The sequence below is a fragment of the Comamonas koreensis genome, from assembly GCF_021026195.1.
Taxonomy (GTDB): Bacteria; Pseudomonadota; Gammaproteobacteria; order Burkholderiales; family Burkholderiaceae_C; genus Comamonas; species Comamonas koreensis.
In genome coordinates, this window is sequence record NZ_JAJNCT010000029.1 from 21,539 (window position 1) to 40,766 (window position 19,228).

Consider the following 19,228-nt stretch of genomic DNA (forward strand, 5'->3'; position numbering starts at 1 on the left):
GCGGCGCTGCGCTTATTGATCCGATTCGCTGCAGGGCGGAAGTACCTGGAGCGTATGCACCCGGTGGGCCGCACAGGCCTCGCTGCCCTCCATATGGCTTTTGAGCACCGGCACCAGGCTGTCTTCATCGAGGTTGCCGTACCAGACGCCTTCGGGGTAGACGATCATCAGCGGCCCCTGGTTGCAGGGGTACTGGCAGCTGGTCTGCAGCAACTGCAGCTGCTGTTTGAGGGGCGCGCTTGCCTGCACCGCCTGGCTGAGCCGGGGCCATAGCGCTGCGGCACCCTTGGCCACGCAGCGCGGCCCCATGCACCACAGCACATGGCGCTGGTGGGCGGGCACCGTGCTCCAGGCCACCGGGTCGGTTTGCCAACCCTCTTCGCCCTCCTCGGCCACCACATCAGGCTGTACGGTGGCGAGTGCCAGGTGGTTCAGCAAGGCAGGCACCAGGCCATCCCACTGCAGCAGCGGCTGCGCAAATACCAGCCGGGGCCGGGCATGGCCGGGCTGGCTGGCCAGCCAGCGCCTGGCGACCTTATGCAGCCAGCGTCGCAGCGCGGGCTCGTCGGGCACCATCGTGGGCTGGATGACGATGGTCTGCAGCGCCAGATCGGCCGGCGCAAGGGCAGCGCTCAGGCTGTCAAGCGCCTCGGGCAAGGCCGGCTGGTTGCGGTCCACAAAGGCCAGTTGCATAGCCAGGTCGGGGTCTGCCTGCTGGCAGGCCTGCAGCAAGGCCTGCAATTCGTTCTTGGCAGCAGACCCCAGGCCACCCCGGCCCAGCAGCAACAAGGCATCAGGTTTTTTAGCCATGGGGCTTGTCCATCCAGTAGCTCACACGCGCCTTGTCTAGGCGCGGATGGCGGTCCACCTGCGCCTCGACCTGGAACACGCGTGCAATGGTTGCTGGCGTCAGCACCTGCTCGGGTGTGCCTTCGGCGTCGATGGCGCCGGCCTGCATCACATAGATGCGGTCACAGAACTGCGCGGCCAGGTTCAGGTCATGCACCACGATTAGCACGGTGCAGCCCGAGGCGCGCACCAGGCTGAGCAGCTCCAGCTGGAACTGGATGTCCAGGTGGTTGGTGGGCTCGTCCAGAAACAGCAGCTGCGGCTGCTGGGCCAGCGCACGGGCGAGCAGCACCCTTTGGCGCTCACCACCCGAGAGCGATGACAGCAGATGGTCGGCCAGGCGGCTGGCCCGCACCTGCGCCAGGCAGGCGCTGACGATGGCCTTGTCCTCGGCACTGTCGCGCGCCCAGCGCGACTGGTGTGGAAAGCGGCCCATCATCACCAGCTCCTGCACCGTGCAGTCAAAGCCCAGGCCCGTATCCTGGCCCAGCACCGCCGCCTGCTGCGCAAACTGCCGCGCGCTCATCTGCCAGATGTCGCGGCCCTGCAGCTGTATCTGGCCACCGGCCTCGGGCTGCAGCACACGGTAGAGCATGCGCATCAAGGTTGATTTACCGCAGCCATTGGGGCCCACCAGGCCGACACATTCGCCCTGCGCCACCTGCAGGCTGGCCTGGCGCACAATCTGCGTGGCCTGGGCGCCGTGGCCGGCGGTCCAGGACAGTTGCTTGGCCGTCAGCATCATGCGCTGCCTCCGGGGATCGCCGTGGTGCGGCGCCACAGCATCCAGATAAAGAAGGGCCCGCCAATGAGCGACGTGATGACGCCCACCGGCAGCTCGCTGGGCGAAAACCAGGTGCGGGCGGCCAGATCGACCAATACCAAAAAGCTTGCACCCATCAAGGCGCTGACGGGCAGAACGCGGCGGTGGTCACTGCCCACCAGCATGCGGGTGATGTGGGGAATGACCAGGCCGACAAAACCGATGGCACCGCTGACTGCCACCATGGTGCCCGTCAGCAAGGACACCACCACGAACAATTGCAGGCGCAGGCTGGCAGTGTTCAATCCCAGCGTGGCAGCGCCCTCGTCGCCAATCAACAAGGCATTGAGCTGGCGGGCGCAGAGCAGCAGCCACAGCAGGCCCAGGCCCAGTACGGCAGCGGGCAGGCCCAGCGCACTCCACTGGGTTGCTGCCAGGCTGCCCAGGGTCCAGGTCAGCAGCGCATTGGCCAGCTCGCGCTGGCCTGCCGTCAAGGTGATTAGGCTGGTCACACCCATTAGCATGTAGCCAATGGCCACACCGCTCAGGATCAGCCGGGTGGCATGCAGGCGCCCTTGCTGCTGGGCCAGCGCATAGACCAGCGCAGTGGCCAGCAACGCGCCAACAAAGGCGCCTGCGGTGATGGCATAGATACCTACCATCGCCAAACTGCCATAGGCCAGCACCGACACCGCCCCCACTGACGCGCCGGAGGACACACCGAGCATGTAGGGATCGGCCAGCGGGTTGCGCACCATCGCCTGCATCACCACGCCGACCACGGCCAAGCCGGCGCCCACCAGCGCTGCCAGCAGCACCCGGGGCATGCGCACCATCCAGACAATCTGGTAATGCTGCTGGCTGATGCCGCCCTGCCCTGCATCGGGCTGCCAGCCGCCGCCCAGCAACTGCTGGCTGACGACGGACCATACGGTGGAGGCATGCAGCGATGCCGAGCCCCAGGTGATGGCGGCCAGGCTGCTGGCCAGCAGCAAGACCAGCAGCAGCAACAGGCACAGCGCCAAGGACCAGGGCTTGCGCCGCTGGCGTTCATGCTGGCCGTCGCAGCCGGGCGCATGGCTCACTGCTTGGACTCCGCCGCTGGCAGCCATGGCACCGGGTCCACGGTGATGCGGCGATCCGGGTGCAAGGCAGCAGCCAGGCGCTGCGCCACGTTCACGTTGCGCGGCCCTGGCGTGGCCTCGGCATAGCTGATGACGAAAAAGCGCTGCTCGCGAATGGCCGACACCCCCGCCAGCTCCGGCTTGGCGCGCAGAAAATCGATCTTGCCCTGTGCGCTGGGCTGGCCGTAGTCGATGATGATGATCCACTCGGGGTCCCGAGTGATCACATCCTCCCAGTTGCCCTTGGGCCAGTTGCTGGCGATGTCGGCAAAGATATTGCTGCCGCCGGCCGCATCGATCATGGCCTGGGGCATGCCAAAGCCGCCCACCGTGGTGGGGATCTTCTCGCCACTGTCAAACACAAAGACGCGTGGTTGCTGGGTGTTGCCTTGCATCTGCGCAGCCAGCTGGTCGATCGAGGCCTGCAGCTTGGCCATCTGCGGCTGCGCCTGGGGCTCGATGTCAAAGATGCGCGCCACATTGCGCAGGTCCGCCAAGGTGTCGCCCAGCGCCACACGCTCGCGCTTTTGCACGTGGATGCAGGACTCGGACAGCACATAGCTGGCCACGCCATGCTGGGCCAGCAGCTCGGGCGTGATACCGCCAGGGCGGAACCCATAGCTCCAGCCGCCGAACACAAAGTCGGCGCGGGCCGCCAGCATGTTTTCCAGGTTCATGTCCTGCGACGAGAGCTTGGGCACCTGGGCCAGTTGGGCCAACACCTCGGGGCTGATCTCCTTGCGCGACGGTATCCCCGAGTAGCCGACCAGCTTGGGCCCCAGTCCCAGGAACAGGAACATCTCGGTGATGTTCACATCGTGCGTGATGGCGCGCTGCGGTACCCGGTCATAGCGCTGGGGCTGGCCGCAGACATCAATTACCAGCGGCACAGCCCGCAGGCCTGCGGGCGCGGCAGCCGCCGCGCTGGCGATGGGGACTGCTGCTGCCTGGGTTGGGCGGCTGGGCGGCTGCGGGCCGGCCGGCTGGTCACAGCCGGCCAGCACCAGGGCGGCGGCTGCCGCCAGCGCGCGCAGCGTGTGCCGGGAGGTGCTTGGTGTCATGCCTGTGCCTTGCTCAGAAACGCAGATGGGCCATCAGCTCAAAGCTGCGGCCGTTGCCCATCAGCCATTGCGAGCCGTAGGACGATGCAGCATAGCGCTTGTTGGTCAGATTGCGGCCCACCAAGTTCAAGGTGGTGCTGCGGTTCAGGTTCCAGCCCAGTACCGCATCGGCCAACGTGTAGGCAGGCAGCTGCGTAGTATTGGCATTGCTGGTGTAGCGGCTGGCGACATGGCGCAGGCCCAGCGATGCACGCCAGTCCCCCGTCTGGTAATGGGCCCAGGCATTGGCTGTGTAGCGTGGCACATTGGCGGGCTGGTTGCCGGCGCGGTCAATGGCGGTGGCGCCTTCGAGCAGCTCGTCAAACTGCGCATCCACATAGGCCAGGTTGCCCTCGAAGCGCCAGGACTGGGTCGCCCGCCAGCTACCCGCCAGCTCGATACCCTTGGACGACTGCTTGCCACCCTGGATCGACAGCGCTGGGCGGTCCGGATCGCGCGTGATGATGTCCTTCTTGCGGATGTCGAAGACCGCCAGGGTCCATTCGCCCTGGTCATTGGGCAGTTGCTGCTTGATGCCCACTTCCACCTGGCGGCCCTTGCTCAGGGTGAAGCCGGTTTGCGACTGGCTCAGCGACAGCAGGCTGGTGACCGGGTCATGGCCGGTGCTGACCTGGGCGTACACGCTGGTGTTCTGGTCCAGCTTGTGGGTCAGGCCCAGGCGCCAGGAGGTGCCGCCCAAGGTCTTGTCAAAACGGGCCTGGCTGAGCAGGTCCATGCGGTCAAAGTCATACAGGTCGCGGCGCACGCCGGCCATCAGCAGCCACTGCGTGCCCAGCTTCCAGGCGTCTTCGAGGTAGAAGGCGTTCTGGCGGATGCGCGAGGTCATGCGCGCCTTGTAGGGGTCCGGGCTGTTCCAGTAGCCACTGGTGCCACCGGTCAGCGGCACATCGGACTCGCCGGCATACGGGGAGTTGTTGAGGGCGGTGAACTTGGCCTGCGACACGTCCCAGCCCATCGCAAACTCGTGCTGGCCGGGCTTGAACACGGCGCCCAGGCGGTTGCCGCTTTGCTCCAGATCGTGGCCGATCTCCAGGTAATCGTAGCGGTGAACCGTGCGGGTGCCGGCATCGTAGTCGTAGCCTTCGATGTTCTTCCAGTGGCGGTCGGCCTTCATGTGGTAGGTCTCGTTGCGCAGCACCAGCGCGTCGCTGACGTTCCACTCGGCCTTGAGCTTGTAGCGCTCGTCCTTGTAGTGGATGTCGCTGTCGAGGACGTTGAAATTGCGGTCGCGCAGTGCCGCCACCGGCTTGCCATCAACGACCGGGGTGCCAAAGTAGCGCTCGGGCCGCTGATCGCTGACATCGGCCGTCAGGTCCAGGCGCAGGTCACTGTTGGCCTGCCAGCGGATGGCGCTCATCAGCTTCTTGCTGTCGCTGTTGCCCAGCTGGCGCTCGCCGTCCGTGCGATCACCGTAGACATCCAGGCGGTAGCTCAGGCTGTCGCTCAGTGCGCCGGTGGTGCCCAGGCCTGCACGGGCCGTGCCATGGGAGCCAGCGCCCAGCAACACTTCAGACGAGCTGGTGCGGCTGGGCTCCTTGCGTACCGCGTTGACGGTGGCGCCCATGGTGCCACTGCCATACATCAGCGATGCGGGTCCGCGCAGCACATCAAAACGCTCATAGCCCCAGCTGGAATTGGGATAGGCCACTGTGCCCGCAGCCACGCCCAGGGTCAGACCGTCTTCGGCCACGCCCACTGAGTTGACGCCGGTAAAGCCACGGCTGGAGAACGACAGGCCACCGTTGCCGGGCGTGCCGTTGACGCTCAGGCCCACGCTGCGGCCCACGGCGTCCACCACCTCGTAGTCGGCGCGCTCCTGGATCTGCACGGCCGAGACCGAGCTGACGCTGGCTGGCAGGTCCTGCAGCGGTACGGCCAGCTTGCTGGCCGAGGTGGATGGCAGCTGGAGCGCATTGGGCTCGCTGCGCTTGTCGGTCACCACCACTTCAGACAGCGATGCCTCTTGCGCATGGGCCACCGCCATGCCCAAGGCAGGCAAACACAAAACACAGGAGCTGCCAACCAGGCGCAAGGAGGAAGAGAGCCGTCCGGCTGCCAGGAGCCGGTTTTTCGGAAAAGGAACTGCAGTCATTTCAACAAAAGGCGCTAACTGCCTGATGCGGGGGCTGCACTGCACGCAGTGGCCCCAAGGACGGGGCTGCGCGCCGAACCGCCGTCCACACCCCGCAGACAGTTGAGAGAGCATCGCCCAGGCAAATAGCCCAGGACACACTACGACTATTCACAGGCCGGTCTCCGGGCTTACAGGCGGTGCGGCGGTGGCGCGCCGACCCAGCAGCCGGTCTTCCCAGGGCGCGGGCGTCTTGTTGCCTGGCAGGCAGTGACACTCTCTCAACCCCAGTGACTGGGCCCGCGTGGGAGCGGGCCGCGTCGGCTACTTTTTCCTGTCTACCGTTGCGGGGGCAGCCAAGGCATGGGGGAGCGCACTCCCGACCTTGTTCCCGTTTCACTTGTGCAATACAAGCACCTGTAGATAGGCTTTTTTCAAAGCGCAGCCAGTGTACCAGCCGCCAGCCGTTACGGCGCCATTCCGTAACGGCCTGTGTCAGCTCGGCGATACAGCGCTGGCCTCAATAGTGGATCCGCCCTGCGGCAGGCGCGAGGTGTAGCCAATAAAGTCGCTGCTGGCGAGTTTGTCCAGCAGCCATTGCCGAAAGCTCGCCTGGATCGGTCGCTCGCCCGCGCCCCGGCGGGTGTAGAGGTGGAACTTGGGTGTTCGGTCCATCGGCAGTTGGCGCAGCAGCTCTGGCCCAAAGGGCGCGAGCAGCTTGCCGCTGTGGATGTAGCTGAGCGCATCGACATAGGACAGCAGGCCCACGCCCTGCCCGCTGAGAACGGCCTGCAGCATCGCATCATGCGTGTGCAGCAGCATGGGGCTGACATGCTTGTCGCCCGGCTGCAGGCCCAGCATGGCATAGATGTCCCGCCACAGGCTGTTGTGCGTCAGCGGGGATATCAAGCGGTGGTGTGCCAGATCCTGCGCGGTCTCCACCGGGTGCTCGGCCAGCAGCTGGGGTGTGGCGACGATGACCTTGAGGTCTTCGAGCAGCGGCGTTTCATCGAGATGGTCCACCCCGCCGTAGCCCCAGACGATGGCGGCATCCAGATCGCTGGTATCGAAGGACGGCAGCTCCACGCCGATGGAGATGCGCAGATCGAGTGCCGGGTAGTCCTTGGTGAACGAGGGCAGCGAGCGGATCAGGTACTGGGTCGCAAAGTAAGGGCTGACCTGGATATGGAACTGCGCATCGTTGTGGTGGGCGCGCACCGCCTCCAGGCCCTGGCTCAGCGCATCCAGGCCCTGCTCCACATAGTGGTACAGGGTTTGGGCCTCGGCACTGGCCAGCAGGCCACGGGTACCGCGCTCGAACAGCTGCACCTCCAACGCGCTCTCCAACTGCTTGAGTTGCTGGCTGGCGGCCTGCGGGGTCAGGCACAGTTCATCAGCCGCCTTGCGGATGGAGCCGTGGCGGTAGACGGACTCGAACACGCGCAGCGGCTGCAGGGGCGGTAGCTTGTATTTCATGGAGCTGCGCTGGGCAGGAAGGAGGATGGCCCAGGCTGCCGGTGATTATAGGTCGCAGCCCGGCGCCCAGCGAGCCGGCACGCCAGCGTTCTTGTCTGCTGCGCCCTGCTCTGTCGGCGCACAAAAACGCATCCGGACGGGATGCGTTCGGGGTGCAGAGCGCTCCGCAGCGCATGGGCTTACTGCACAGGATCACCATGCATCGGCAGACCGGTACGGTCGCGGCTGCTGACCAGGGCGATGAGGCCGATGATCGCTGCGCCGATCAGGTAGTAGGCAGGTACGACAGGGTTGCCGGTGCGGGCGATCAGCCAGGAGTTGATCATCGGCGCGGTGCCGGCGAACATGGCCACGGCCACGTTGTAGCTCAGCGCCATGCCCTTGAAGCGCACGCTGGTGTGGAACATCGACGGGATGATCGAGTAGATGCTGCCCAGCAGCATGGCCAGACAGAAGTTCAGCACCATCAAGGACGAGATCTTGGCGGCGGTGCTGCCTTCGAGCAGCAGGTGAAAGCACGGCACGGCCAGCACCGCGATGGCCAGGCTGGCGGCGGTCATCATGGTCTTGCGGCTGAGCTTGTCGGCCAGCATGCCCATAAGAGGGATCATGACCACCAGAAAGAGCTGTGGGCCCAGGGACAGCTTGAGGCCGGTGGCCACATCCACATGCAGCGCGCTGACAAAGTAGGTCGGGATGTAGGTGACGACGGTGAACAAGGTGACATTGGTCACGATGATGATGCCGGCCGACTGGAACAGCTCCTTCTTGTGGGTGGCGAACAGCACCTTCCAGCTCGCCTGGGCCAGTGCATCATGCTGCTGCTTCATTGCGACAAAGGTGGGGGTTTCTTCCAGGTACTTGCGGATATAGAGGCCAATGGCGCCCAGTGGCAGTGCGATCAGAAACGGAATGCGCCAGGCCCAGTCCAGGATCTGGTCGGCGCTGAAGAACACCGTCAGGATGGCCGAGACCGAGGCACCAAAGAAGAAGCCGGCCATGCAACCCACCTCGACCCAGCTGGTGAGCAAGGTGCGGTTGCGGTCCCGGCAGTATTCGGCCACAAAGATCGCAGCGCCACTGGCCTCGCCCCCGGCGGACAGGCCCTGCATCAGGCGCAGCACGATCAGCAGCAGGGGCGCGGCGATGCCGATGCTGGCATAGCCGGGCAGCACCCCGATCAGGAAGGTGGAGATGGCCATCATGATGATGGTGATGGTCAGCACGCGTTTTCGGCCGTACTTGTCGCCCAGCGAGCCAAAGAAGATGCCGCCGATGGGCCGGGCAAAAAAGGCAATGGCAAAGGCCGCCCAGGATGCGGTGACCTGCATCGTGGGCGAGCTGCTGGCAAAGAAGACCTTGCCCAGCACTGCAGCCAGGTAGCCGTAGACGGAAAACTCGAACCATTCGACAAAGCTGCCGACCACCGAGGCCAGCACCACGCGGTTGAGCTCCTTGGACTGCACCGTGCGCGGCGCGACCGTTGATGAGGGGGACGGCCAGTCCGAAAGGCTGGCACTGGGGGCGGCAAAGCCATCTGCCGTGGGATTTTGTGTGCGCATCGGGAATCCTTGGTGTCCTGCTGTGGGAGAAAAAGAAAAGCGGGCCAGCGCGCTGGAAAGGCCAGCGGCAGCGCCGCTGGCCAGCTTCAGGCGATCAGGCCGGGGTCCGTGGTGCCGCCTGGGCGTAATCGGCCTGGGCTTGCTCGGCGCTGATGTAGCCATAGGCCACATCGCGCTGTACCAGCGCTGCCGGGCGCTGGGCCGCATCGCCGTTGCCGCCGCCGCCGGGCAGGTCCAGAATCAGACGGCGCCCGGCCGGGATCTGCTGCTTGCCCTTGCCGCGCAACGTGGTGCCGTCGTCCAGCGAGACCTGGCCCAGCGCGCCACTTTGGCCGCCGTTGTGGCCCCGGGCCGCAAAATGGACGCGGTCAAACATGGCGTTCAGGTCAAACTCGAAGCCCTCGGCCGAGCCCACCTCGATGCGCTGGCCCAGGCCGCCCCGCCAGCGGCCGGCGCCGCCCGAGTTGGGGCGCAGCTCCTTGCGCCAGATGATGATGGGGCCGATGCTCTCGGTCACCTCGACCGACATGGCCTGCACCCCGCTGGGGAAGGCGGTGGCGCTCAGGCCATCGCTGGAGGGGCGCGCACCGGTGCCGCCGGTATTGAACATCAGGATCTCGTGCTGCTGGTTGCGGGTGGCCTGGGTGATGCCCTTGAAGCGCATCTGCAGGTTCCACAGCGAGCTGGCCCCTTCGGCCGGGATCTCGCCCTGGCAAATGGGTTGCAGCGCGCCCAGCACTACATCAGGGATCAGGTGGCCGATGACATGGCGCACGGACACCGGGCGCGGGCGGTGGGCATTGAGGATGCAGTCCTCGGGCGCGCTGATCTCAAAGGGCTCCAGCGAGCCCCAGTTGTTGGGGATCTCTGGCGCAATCGCGCATTTGAGCGCATAGGAGGCATAGGCCTTGGTGTAGGTCAGCGGCACATTGATGCCGTAGCGGCTGGGGTCCGAGGTGCCGGCAAAGTCGGCGCGCAGCTTGTCGGCCGCAATCTCCACCGCCACCACCAGCTCGATGGGCTTTTCATAGCCGTCCACGGTCATCGCATAGCGCTGGGTACCATCGGGCAACGCGGCGATGCGCTCGCGGGTGGCGCGCTGGCTGTTCTCAAAGATGAAACCGGCCAGGTCTTCCAGGTCACGCAGTTCAAACTCGGCCAGCATGCCCTTGAGGCGGCGCATGCCGGTGGCATTGCAGACCGCCAGCGAATGGAAGTCACCAATCACCTGGTCGCGCTCGCGCACGTTGTTGCGCAGGATCTCGATCAGGTCCTCATTCAGCGCGCCGGCGCGGAAGAACTTCATCGGCGGAATGCACAGGCCCTCCTCGTAGACATCGCTGCCATCCGGGCCAAAGCCGCGCCCGCCGATGTCCACCACGTGGGCGGTGGCGGCAAAGTAGCCGATGTGCTCGCTGTGGCCGTCGCGGCCATAAAACACCGGGGTGACGACGGTGATGTCGTGCAGGTGGCCGGTGCCCAGCCAGGGGTCATTGGTGACCAGCACATCGCCATCTTGCAGGGTGCTGCGCTCAAAGCGCTTGGCAAAATGCGCGACCGACTCGGCCATCGAGTTCACATGGCCAGGGGTGCCGGTGACGGCCTGGGCCATCATGCGGCCCTGCTTGTCGAACACGCCGGCCGACAAGTCGCCCGCCTCCCGCACGCTGGTGCAAAAGGCGGTGCGAATCAAGGTGACCGCCTGCTCTTCCACCACCGAGATGAGGCGGTTCCACATGATTTGGTAATGAACGTCTGTATTGTTTGCCATGATCACACTCCGCTGTCCATGCGTTCCACCAGCATGCAGTCATCCGACTGCAGCACGACCTTGAAGCCGGGGCTGACATAGGTCGAGGTTTCCTTTTCCACGATCACCACCGGGCCGGGCACGGCCTGGCCCCGGGGCAGGCCCAGGCGCTCATAGATGTCGCAGGCATAGAACTGGCCTTGTTTGCCGTCAAATACCTCGCGGCGATCCAGCACCGTGCCGGCCCCCTTTTGGGGCGTACCGCCCTGCTGCAACGCAGTCTGGGCCGGCGGCAAGGTCTTTGAACGCAAGGACAGTGCCCAGCTCACCACCTCGATATCGAGGCCGTCGATCGCGTGGCCGAACAAAGCCACATAGTTCTGCACAAAGGCCGCGTTGAGCGCTGGAACGCTGTCCGGCCCAAAGTGCTGCACGGGCACCGAGACGGGAATCTCCCAACCCTGGCCGCAGTAGCGCATGAAGGCGCGCAGTTCCTTGACGGTCTCGCCGCCGTAGCCGGTGTCTTGCAAGAAGGCGCTCACCTCGACTTCCATCTCGCGCAGCATCTGGTTGACGGCCTCGCCATCGAACTGGCTCATGCGCATCACCGAGCTGCGCAGCGACTCATAGGCAAAGGGCGCCCGCAAGAAGCCGATGGCCGAGCCCACGCCGGCGCCGGTCGGGATCAGCAGGCGCTGGATGCCGAGCTTTTCACACAGCCGTACCGCATGCAGCGGCGCCGCGCCGCCGTAGGCGATCATCGTGTAGGCCTCCAGGTCCTGGCCGGATTCCACCGCATGCATGCGCGCGGCATTGGCCATGTTTTCGTCCACCACCTCGGCCACTGCATAGGCGGCGCGCACTGCATCCAGGCCCTGGGCCTGGCCCACATGGGCGGCCATGGCTTTTTCGGCAGCGGGCATATCCAGCCGCATGCTGCCGCCGGCAAAACGGGCTGGGTCCAGCTTGTGCAGCAGCAGATCGGCATCGGTCACCGTCGGGCGTGCGCCGCCCCGGCCGTAGCTGGCCGGTCCGGGCTCGGAGCCGGCGCTCTCGGGTCCCACACGCACCTGGCGCATATCGTCCACATGCGCGATGGAGCCGCCGCCCGCACCGATCTCGATCATCTCGATGACCGGGATCGAGATCGGCATGCCGCTGCCCTTTTTGAAGCGGTAGCTGCGCGCGACTTCAAACACCCGCGCCGTCTTGGGCACATGCTGGTCGATGAGGCAGATCTTGGCGGTGGTGCCGCCCATGTCGAAGGAGACGACCTTGTCCTGCCCATACTTGGCCGCAAAATCGCTGGCATAGATGGCGCCTCCGGCTGGGCCGGATTCGAGCAGGCGCACCGGGAATTCGGCAGCATTGGCCAGCGACATCAGCCCGCCGCCCGAGTGGATCAGGTAGAGCGGACAGTGCATGCCTTCTGCCACCAGCGCCTGGGCCAGGCGCTGCAGGTAGGAGGACATCAGCGGCTTCACATAGGCATTGGCGCAGACGGTGTTGAAGCGCTCGAACTCGCGGATCTGGGGCGAGACCTCGCTGGAAATGGACACCGACAGCTGCGGCAGCGCCTGGGCAATCAGCGCGCGCACGCGCTTTTCATGGGCCGGGTTCTTGTAGCTGTGCATCAAACCCACGGCCACGCTTTCGTACTCGCCCCGGCGCAGCTGCGCAATCACGTCCTGCATCTGTGCCTCATCAAGCGGCTGCAGCTCCTGGCCCTTGGCATCGAGCCGGCCCCGCACGGTATAGCGGTGGTTGCGGGCGATCAGCGGCGCGGGCAGCTGGATGGCCAGGTCGTACTGCTCAAAGCGGCCTTCGTTGCGCATCTCGATCACATCGCGAAAACCTTCGCTGGTGATGAAGGCGGTCCTGGCGCCGCGCCGCTCGATCAGCGAATTGGTGGCTAAGGTGGTGCCGTGGATCACCGTGCCGATTTGCGATGGCGCAATCCCGGCCTGGGCTGCCGCCTGTTTCAGGCCGGTGACGATGGCGCGCTCAGGTTTTTCATAGTCCGTCAGGACCTTCTCGCTGAACAGGACGCCATCGACCTCCAGTGCGATATCTGTGAAAGTGCCGCCGATGTCTGCCCCGGCGCGTATGACTTGGCTTTTTGCCATCTGGTATCTCCGAATCATGCAAGCTGTGTGGATCAGAAGCTCTGATCTGGCAGCGATGATCAAGTGATCGCCCAATCGGCGCAAACAAGAAATTCGAGGGCGGGCACAAGCCAGGCTTCGCGGGTAAAAACCATTACGCGCTAACCCGGTAGCCATGCACGGCCACAGTGCATGGAGGACTGGTTTTTGGCAGCCCATGCACCAGGGCTGCGCGCTGCCGCACCATGCGGCGGCGGCTTGCACCAAAGCCGGGTGGACGGGTGCTCGAAACTCGCCACGGCAGGCTTGTGTAAAGCTTGCAAGGACCGCGAATAAGTGAGGCTATCGGCACGCCAGGCCTTTGCGATGGACCGTTTTCAGGCACCGGATGCAGACAAAAAAAGCCCCAAGCAAAGCTTGGGGCCTGTGCGCAGAGCAGCAGCCGATTACAAATCCAGGGCCAACTGGCTTTTGTCGTCGGCACTGGTTTCCACCTGCCGCAGGCTGCACTCCACCTTGATGGGGGTCTTGACCACGCAGCAGCAGGGAACCACCTCATTGGGCCCGACAAAGGCCAGCGGCTCCTGGGTGTAGACGACTTCGCCCTCCACCAAGGTGAGGCGGCAGCTGCCGCAATAGCCACCACGGCACTGGTACTCCACATCGTGGCCAGTGCGCTCCAGCGCTTCGAGCAGGGTCTCCCCTGGCAGCACGCGTATGAGGGTGTCCGTGGTGCTGACCGTGGTCACAACTCGATTCCGCTCAGGTCATCCAGCGAGACTTCGGCGTTGATCTGGCCCACCAGGTAGGAGCTCAGTTCCACCTCTTGCGGGGCCACCTGCACGGTGTCGGACGACAGCCAGGTGTTGATCCAGGGGATCGGGTTGCTCTTAGCGTTCTCGAACGCGGGCTTGAGACCGATCGCCGACATGCGGATGTTGGTGATGTACTCCACGTACTGGCTCAGAATGTCCTTGTTCAGGCCGATCATCGAGCCGTCGCGGAACAGGTACTCAGCCCACTGTTTTTCCTGCAAGGCCGCGGTCTTGAACATCTCAAAGCATTCCTGCTCGGTCTCTTTGGCGATCTTGGCAAAGTCCGGATCGTCCTGGCCCGAGCGCATGATGTTGAGCAAGTGCTGGGTACCGGTCAGGTGCAGCGCCTCATCACGGGCAATCAGGCGGATGATCTTGGCATTGCCTTCCATCAGCTTGCGCTCGGCAAACGCGAAGGAACAGGCAAAGCTCACATAAAAGCGGATGGCCTCCAGAATGTTCACATTCATCAGGCACAGGTACATCTTCTTCTTGAGCTGGTACACATCGATCTCGTGCACCACGCCATTGATCATGTGGCTGCCCGCGCCCAGTTGGGCATGCAGCATGGCATCACGGATCAGGTCGTCGTAGTAGGACGAGATATCGCCCGCGCGCAGCTTGATGCTCTCGTTGCGCATGATGTCGTCAAAGATCACCGAGGGATCGTTGACGATATTGCGCAGGATGTGCGTGTAGGAGCGCGAGTGGATGGTCTCGGAAAACGCCCAGGTCTCTATCCAGGTCTCCAGCTCCGGCAGCGACACCAGCGGCAGGAAGGCCATGTTGGGGCTGCGCCCCTGGATGGAGTCCAACAGCGTCTGGTACTTCAGGTTGCTGATGAAGATGTGCTTTTCGTGGTCGGGCAGGTTCTGGTAGTCGATCCGGTCCTGCGTGATGTCCACTTCCTCAGGGCGCCAGAAAAACGAGAGCTGCTTTTCGATCAGCTTCTCGAAGATCGGGTACTTCTGCTGGTCGTAGCGGGCGACATTGACCGGATTGCCAAAGAACATCGGTTCCTTGAGCTGGTCATTGTCGACCTTGGAGAAGGTGCTGTATGCCATTGCCTTCTCTCCGCTTAGATCTTGCAGGCGCCGCTGGCGCAGTCGTCTTCTGCAGCCGCGCCCTGCATGTCTTCGGCACCGTCACGGGTGTTGTGGTAGTACAGGGTCTTGACACCAAACTTGTAGGCCTGCAGCAGGTCCTTGAGCAGTTGCTGCATCGGCACCTTGCCATCGGCAAAGCGCTGTGGGTCGTAGTTGGTGTTGGCCGAGATGGACTGGTCGACAAACTTCTGCATCAGGCCCACGAGCTTGAGGTAGCCATCGTTGTTGGGCATTTGCCAGAGCAGCTCGTACTGGCCCTTCAGGCGATCGATCTCCGGCACCACCTGGCGCAGGATGCCATCCTTGGACTGCTTGACCGACACAAAGCCACGTGGAGGCTCGATGCCATTGGTCGCGTTGGCGATCTGGCTGGAGGTCTCCGAAGGCATCAGCGCGGTCAGGGTCGAGTTGCGCAGACCGTGGGTCTTGATCTCGGTGCGCAGCGTTTCCCAGTCGAGGTGCAGGGGCTCGTCGGTCAGGCCGTCGATGTCCTTCTTGTAGGTATCGATCGGAAGGATGCCGGCGGCGTAGTTGGTTTCGGCAAAGGCGGTGCAAGGACCGAATTCACGCGACAGCTGCACCGATGCCTTGAGCAGGTAGTACTGGATGGCTTCGAAGGTGCGGTGGGTCAGGCCATTGGCCGAACCATCGGAGTAGCGCACGCCGTTCTTGGCCAGGTAGTAGGCGTAGTTGATCACGCCCACGCCCAGCGAGCGGCGCTTTTCGGTCGCAATGCGGGCAGCAGCCACCGGGTAGTCCTGGTAGTCCAGCAGTGCATCGAGCGCACGCACGATCAGGTCGGCCAGCTCCTCGAGCTCGTCGGTCGATTCCAGCGCGCCCAGGTTGAAGGCGGACAAGGTGCAGAGCGCGATTTCGCCGTTCTCGTCCTTGATGTCTTCGAGCGGGTTGGTCGGCAGCAGAATTTCCATGCACAGGTTCGACTGGCGCACGGGAGCGACGGCCGGGTTGAACGGGCTGTGCGTGTTGCAGTGGTCCACGTTCTGGATGTAGATACGGCCGGTGCTGGCGCGCTCTTGCATCATCAGCGAGAACAGCTCCACTGCTGGCAGGGTGCGCTTGCGGATGGATTCATCGCTCTCGTACTTGACGTACAGCTCTTCGAACTTGTTCTGGTCGGCAAAAAAGGCCTCGTACAGACCGGGCACATCATGGGGCGAGAACAGGCTGATGTTCTGGCCCTTGATCAGGCGCTGGTAGAGCATGCGGTTGATCTGGATACCGTAGTCCAGATGGCGGATGCGGTTCTCTTCCACACCACGGTTGTTTTTCAGCACGAGCAGCGACTCGGCTTCCAGGTGCCACAGCGGGTAGAACAAGGTGGCGGCACCACCGCGCACGCCGCCCTGCGAGCAGGACTTGACGGCCGACTGGAACATCTTGAAGAAAGGCAGGCAGCCGGTGTGCTGCGCTTCGCCGCCACGGATCTCGCTGCCCAGCGCGCGGATGCGGCCACCGTTGATGCCGATACCGGCGCGCTGCGACACGTACTTGACGATGGCGCTGGTGGTGGCATTGATGCTGTCGAGGCTGTCGTCGCACTCGATCAGCACGCAGGAGCTGAACTGGCGCAGCGGCGTGCGCACGCCCGACATGATGGGCGTGGGCAGCGAAATCTTGAAGCGCGAGACGGCATCATAGAAGCGCTTGATGTACTGCAAACGGCGGTCGGCCGGGTACTTGGCAAACAGGCTCATCGCAACCAGCACGTACAGGATCTGCGGGCTTTCGTAGATGCGCTTGGTCACCCGGTTCTGCACCAGGTACTTGCCTTCGAGCTGCTTCACGGCGGCGTAGGAGAAGTCCATATCGCGCCAGTGGTCGATGAAACCATTGATCTCGTCGTACTCTTCGCGGCTGTAATCGGCCAGCAGATGGGGGTCGTACTTCTTGAGCTCGGTGAGCTTTTGCACATGCTCGTACAGATGCGGCGGCTCGAACTGGCCGAACGCAATCTTGCGCAGGTGGAAGATGGCCAGGCGCGCTGCGACGTACTGGTAGTCGGGCGCGTCTTCGGAGATCAGGTCGGCGGCGGACTTGATGATGGTTTCATGGATCGCATCGGTGCGGATGCCGTCATAGAACTGGATATGCGACTGCAGCTCGATCTGCGAGACCGACACATTGCTCAGGCCTTTGGCCGCCCAGTCAATCACTCGGTGGATTTTGTCCAGGTCGATGGGTTCAACGCGACCGTCACGCTTGGTGACTCTCATAGTGCTTGTCTGGTTCATTTGCGATGTTTCTAATGGGATAAAAAACGCAGGACCACGGGCGCAAGACGCAGCTATCCCGCGCCAAAACGCGCCCGGCATCGCAGGCGCGCAGTGGCTGGAGGAAGACCAGCATCGGATAACCAGTGGGGGAAGCGGTGGACACTACATATGGTGTCTATGGCATTGAGTGTACGCTACCTGTAGCGTTCCTGGCAGCAAAAAAGCAGGCCCAATTTCTGCTAGGCAAGGCCCTTTTCAGCGAAGAATGCAGCAAAATCAACGTGCATCGGCTCGGAAAATATATGTATCCAGCCGGATACATTCCCCGCCCTGCGCAAGGGCATCGCCAAGCCATGTTGACGGCGATCGCCATCTGATTAATGGCTTGGGCGATAGCGCCATGGACCCACTTTGATGGTGGGGCGCAGCTGGCGTTTTTGGAACTGCCCAAACGAAAAACCTGCTGCACTTGCGTGCAACAGGCTTTCAATAGGGATGGTCGGAGCGGTGGGATTCGAACTCACGACCCTCTGCTCCCAAAGCAGATGCGCTACCAGGCTGCGCTACGCTCCGACTAAGCCGCTATTGTATATCGAGCCGCAGTCCCTTCTGGCGAAAATTGATTACTTTGACAACTTTTTAGCGGATCGGACGGTTGGCAGGCAGCCGCCCTGCCCGCTGCGCAGCATGGGCCTCGGCGCTGCACCCAGCGCCCCACCTTGGCCGGACTGTCAACCAGCGTTGCCAGCGCTTTAACAATACAAGCCGTATCGAATCGCGGATCAGCAAAACAAAAAACCTGCTGCATTTGCATGCAACAGGTTTTTAAATGGAATGGTCGGAGCGGCGGGATTCGAACTCGCGACCCTCTGCTCCCAAAGCAGATGCGCTACCAGGCTGCGCTACGCTCCGACTAAGCCGTTATTGTAACCAGGGTTTTGGCAGCTGAATTTCGTATTTGACGATTTTTTTACAGCGGCCACCCATGCGGTTAACGTTGGGTAGGTGCCGGGCCACGGCCAGGCAGGTGACGGAAAGTGATGCGGCCCTTGCTCAGATCGTAAGGCGACATCTCCAGCGACACCTTGTCACCGGCCAGAATGCGAATGTGGTGCTTGCGCATTTTGCCGCCCGTGTAGGCAATCAGCTCGTGGCCGTTGTCCAGCTTCACGCGAAAGCGCGAATCCGGCAGCACTTCGGTCACGGAGCCTTGCATCTCAATCAGTTCTTCTTTAGCCATATAAGTCGACGAATCCTTGTCTAGTGGTGCATGAACGAAACCGGTTCGCCATGCTGTTCTCTGTGCCACCAACAAGCGGTGGCTCTCTCCATGGTTCGGGATGGTCTTGTGGGCGCTCGCCCTCCCAAGGGGCAAGCGGCCAGCAAGGCAACTCAGCGAAGCGGCTATCAGCTGGCCCGCCAAGGGGCTCCAACAACCAGCATCCCGCACATTATTTACAGCGCAGCTGCCAGAGGCAGCCAGCGCCGTCAAGCCACAAAAGCTTGCAAAGCTCTCTATTGTACTATGTTGCTGCTGTTTACGCTTGGGCTGTCTCGTATAAACGCCGTCTGGCACAAGCACTGCCGCAGAGCTGTGCTTCCATAAACAGAGCGGCGCATCGTTTAGCATCAGCAGCATGCGCGCTCAGGTCTGCGCCGCGCCACCGGATTGCCCCGCCCTCCTTTGAACAGGTTCTTACCTCCAAGCACCATGAACGCTGCATCCACCCGCTACTGGCTGATGAAAAACGAGCCGGATGAATTCTCCATCGACCGCGCGCTCAGCGCCCCCGATGCCACGATTGCCTGGGACGGCGTGCGCAATTACCAGGCGCGCAACTTCATGCGCGACGACATGCAGGTGGGCGATGGTGTGCTGTACTGGCATTCGAGCTGCGCCGAGCCCGGCATTTACGGTATTGCCCGCATTGCGGGCCATCTGCGGCCCGATGCCAGCCAGTTTGACCCGGACTCCAAGTACTACGACCCCAAGTCCAAACCTGAGGCCCCGCGCTGGCTGATGCTGGATGTGCAGGCGCTGCGCAAGATCAAGCCCATCTCGGTGGCTGCACTGCGCCAGTACCCCGAGCTGGAAGACATGCGCGTGCTGCAAAAAGGCAATCGCTTGTCGATCACACCGGTGGATGCCCGGCATTGGGACTTCATCATGGGCCTGGTGAAGGCACAGCGCTGACGATGGCTGTGGGCGGCAGGATGACTGCCCTGCCCCCTTCGCAGCAAGGCTTTGCTGC

The 19,228-nt window shown here is 63.3% G+C and carries 14 protein-coding genes, 2 tRNA genes and 1 riboswitch; of the genes, 1 reads left to right on the plus strand and 15 read right to left on the minus strand.

Annotated elements, in window-relative coordinates:
* Positions 1–12 precede the first annotated feature (12 nt).
* The 15 genes from LPW39_RS20395 to infA form a co-directional block, all read right to left on the minus strand.
* Entirely contained in the window at positions 13–810 is a 798-nt protein-coding gene (locus LPW39_RS20395) for a (2Fe-2S) ferredoxin domain-containing protein (protein ID WP_230779384.1), read from the minus strand.
* Positions 803–1,594, minus strand: coding sequence for an ABC transporter ATP-binding protein (locus LPW39_RS20400; protein WP_230779387.1), 792 nt, complete (start codon positions 1,592–1,594; stop codon positions 803–805). The genes LPW39_RS20395 and LPW39_RS20400 overlap by 8 nt, the downstream gene beginning before the upstream one ends.
* Positions 1,591–2,724, minus strand: a complete 1,134-nt coding sequence (locus tag LPW39_RS20405; RefSeq protein WP_230779390.1) for a FecCD family ABC transporter permease — start codon at positions 2,722–2,724, stop codon at positions 1,591–1,593. Before LPW39_RS20405 ends, LPW39_RS20400 begins: the two co-directional genes overlap by 4 nt.
* A complete protein-coding gene (locus LPW39_RS20410; protein ID WP_230779394.1) occupies positions 2,694–3,797 on the minus strand; it encodes an ABC transporter substrate-binding protein in 1,104 nt (367 codons plus the stop codon). The genes LPW39_RS20405 and LPW39_RS20410 overlap by 31 nt, the downstream gene beginning before the upstream one ends.
* A gap of 13 nt (positions 3,798–3,810) precedes the next feature.
* On the minus strand, positions 3,811–5,841 hold the full coding sequence (locus tag LPW39_RS20415) for a TonB-dependent receptor (protein WP_230779397.1): 2,031 nt from the start codon (positions 5,839–5,841) through the stop codon (positions 3,811–3,813).
* Positions 5,842–6,087: 246 nt separating this feature from the next.
* Positions 6,088–6,364, minus strand: a riboswitch (cobalamin riboswitch).
* A gap of 59 nt (positions 6,365–6,423) precedes the next feature.
* Positions 6,424–7,404, minus strand: coding sequence for a LysR substrate-binding domain-containing protein (locus tag LPW39_RS20420; RefSeq protein WP_230779400.1), 981 nt, complete (start codon positions 7,402–7,404; stop codon positions 6,424–6,426).
* 179 nt (positions 7,405–7,583) lie between these two features.
* Positions 7,584–8,966, minus strand: a complete 1,383-nt coding sequence (locus LPW39_RS20425; protein WP_230779402.1) for an MFS transporter — start codon at positions 8,964–8,966, stop codon at positions 7,584–7,586.
* A gap of 94 nt (positions 8,967–9,060) precedes the next feature.
* Positions 9,061–10,737 carry a hydantoinase B/oxoprolinase family protein gene (locus LPW39_RS20430; protein ID WP_230779404.1) on the minus strand — a complete coding sequence of 559 codons (1,677 nt, stop codon included), beginning with the start codon at positions 10,735–10,737 and terminating at the stop codon, positions 9,061–9,063.
* Positions 10,738–10,739: 2 nt separating this feature from the next.
* Positions 10,740–12,842 carry a hydantoinase/oxoprolinase family protein gene (locus LPW39_RS20435; protein ID WP_230779406.1) on the minus strand — a complete coding sequence of 701 codons (2,103 nt, stop codon included), beginning with the start codon at positions 12,840–12,842 and terminating at the stop codon, positions 10,740–10,742.
* Positions 12,843–13,267: 425 nt separating this feature from the next.
* A complete protein-coding gene (gene yfaE, locus LPW39_RS20440; protein WP_312988550.1) occupies positions 13,268–13,570 on the minus strand; it encodes a class I ribonucleotide reductase maintenance protein YfaE in 303 nt (100 codons plus the stop codon).
* Positions 13,567–14,700: a class Ia ribonucleoside-diphosphate reductase subunit beta gene (gene nrdB / locus LPW39_RS20445; protein WP_230779408.1), complete on the minus strand. Its 1,134-nt coding sequence runs from the start codon at positions 14,698–14,700 to the stop codon at positions 13,567–13,569. The genes yfaE and nrdB overlap by 4 nt, the downstream gene beginning before the upstream one ends.
* Positions 14,701–14,714: 14 nt before the next feature.
* The gene (gene nrdA, locus LPW39_RS20450) at positions 14,715–16,976 is read right to left on the minus strand and encodes a class 1a ribonucleoside-diphosphate reductase subunit alpha (RefSeq protein ID WP_407928888.1); all 2,262 of its coding nucleotides are present in this window, start codon (positions 16,974–16,976) and stop codon (positions 14,715–14,717) included.
* A 496-nt stretch (positions 16,977–17,472) separates the two neighbouring features.
* Positions 17,473–17,549: transfer RNA gene (locus tag LPW39_RS20455), tRNA-Pro, on the minus strand.
* A 262-nt stretch (positions 17,550–17,811) separates the two neighbouring features.
* Positions 17,812–17,888, minus strand: a tRNA-Pro gene (locus LPW39_RS20460).
* A gap of 79 nt (positions 17,889–17,967) precedes the next feature.
* Positions 17,968–18,216: a translation initiation factor IF-1 gene (infA, locus tag LPW39_RS20465; protein WP_133856176.1), complete on the minus strand. Its 249-nt coding sequence runs from the start codon at positions 18,214–18,216 to the stop codon at positions 17,968–17,970.
* A gap of 471 nt (positions 18,217–18,687) precedes the next feature.
* On the opposite strand from infA, the gene LPW39_RS20470 reads away from it, so the two are divergent.
* The gene (locus tag LPW39_RS20470) at positions 18,688–19,170 is read left to right on the plus strand and encodes an EVE domain-containing protein (protein WP_230779412.1); all 483 of its coding nucleotides are present in this window, start codon (positions 18,688–18,690) and stop codon (positions 19,168–19,170) included.
* Positions 19,171–19,228: the final 58 nt, after the last annotated feature.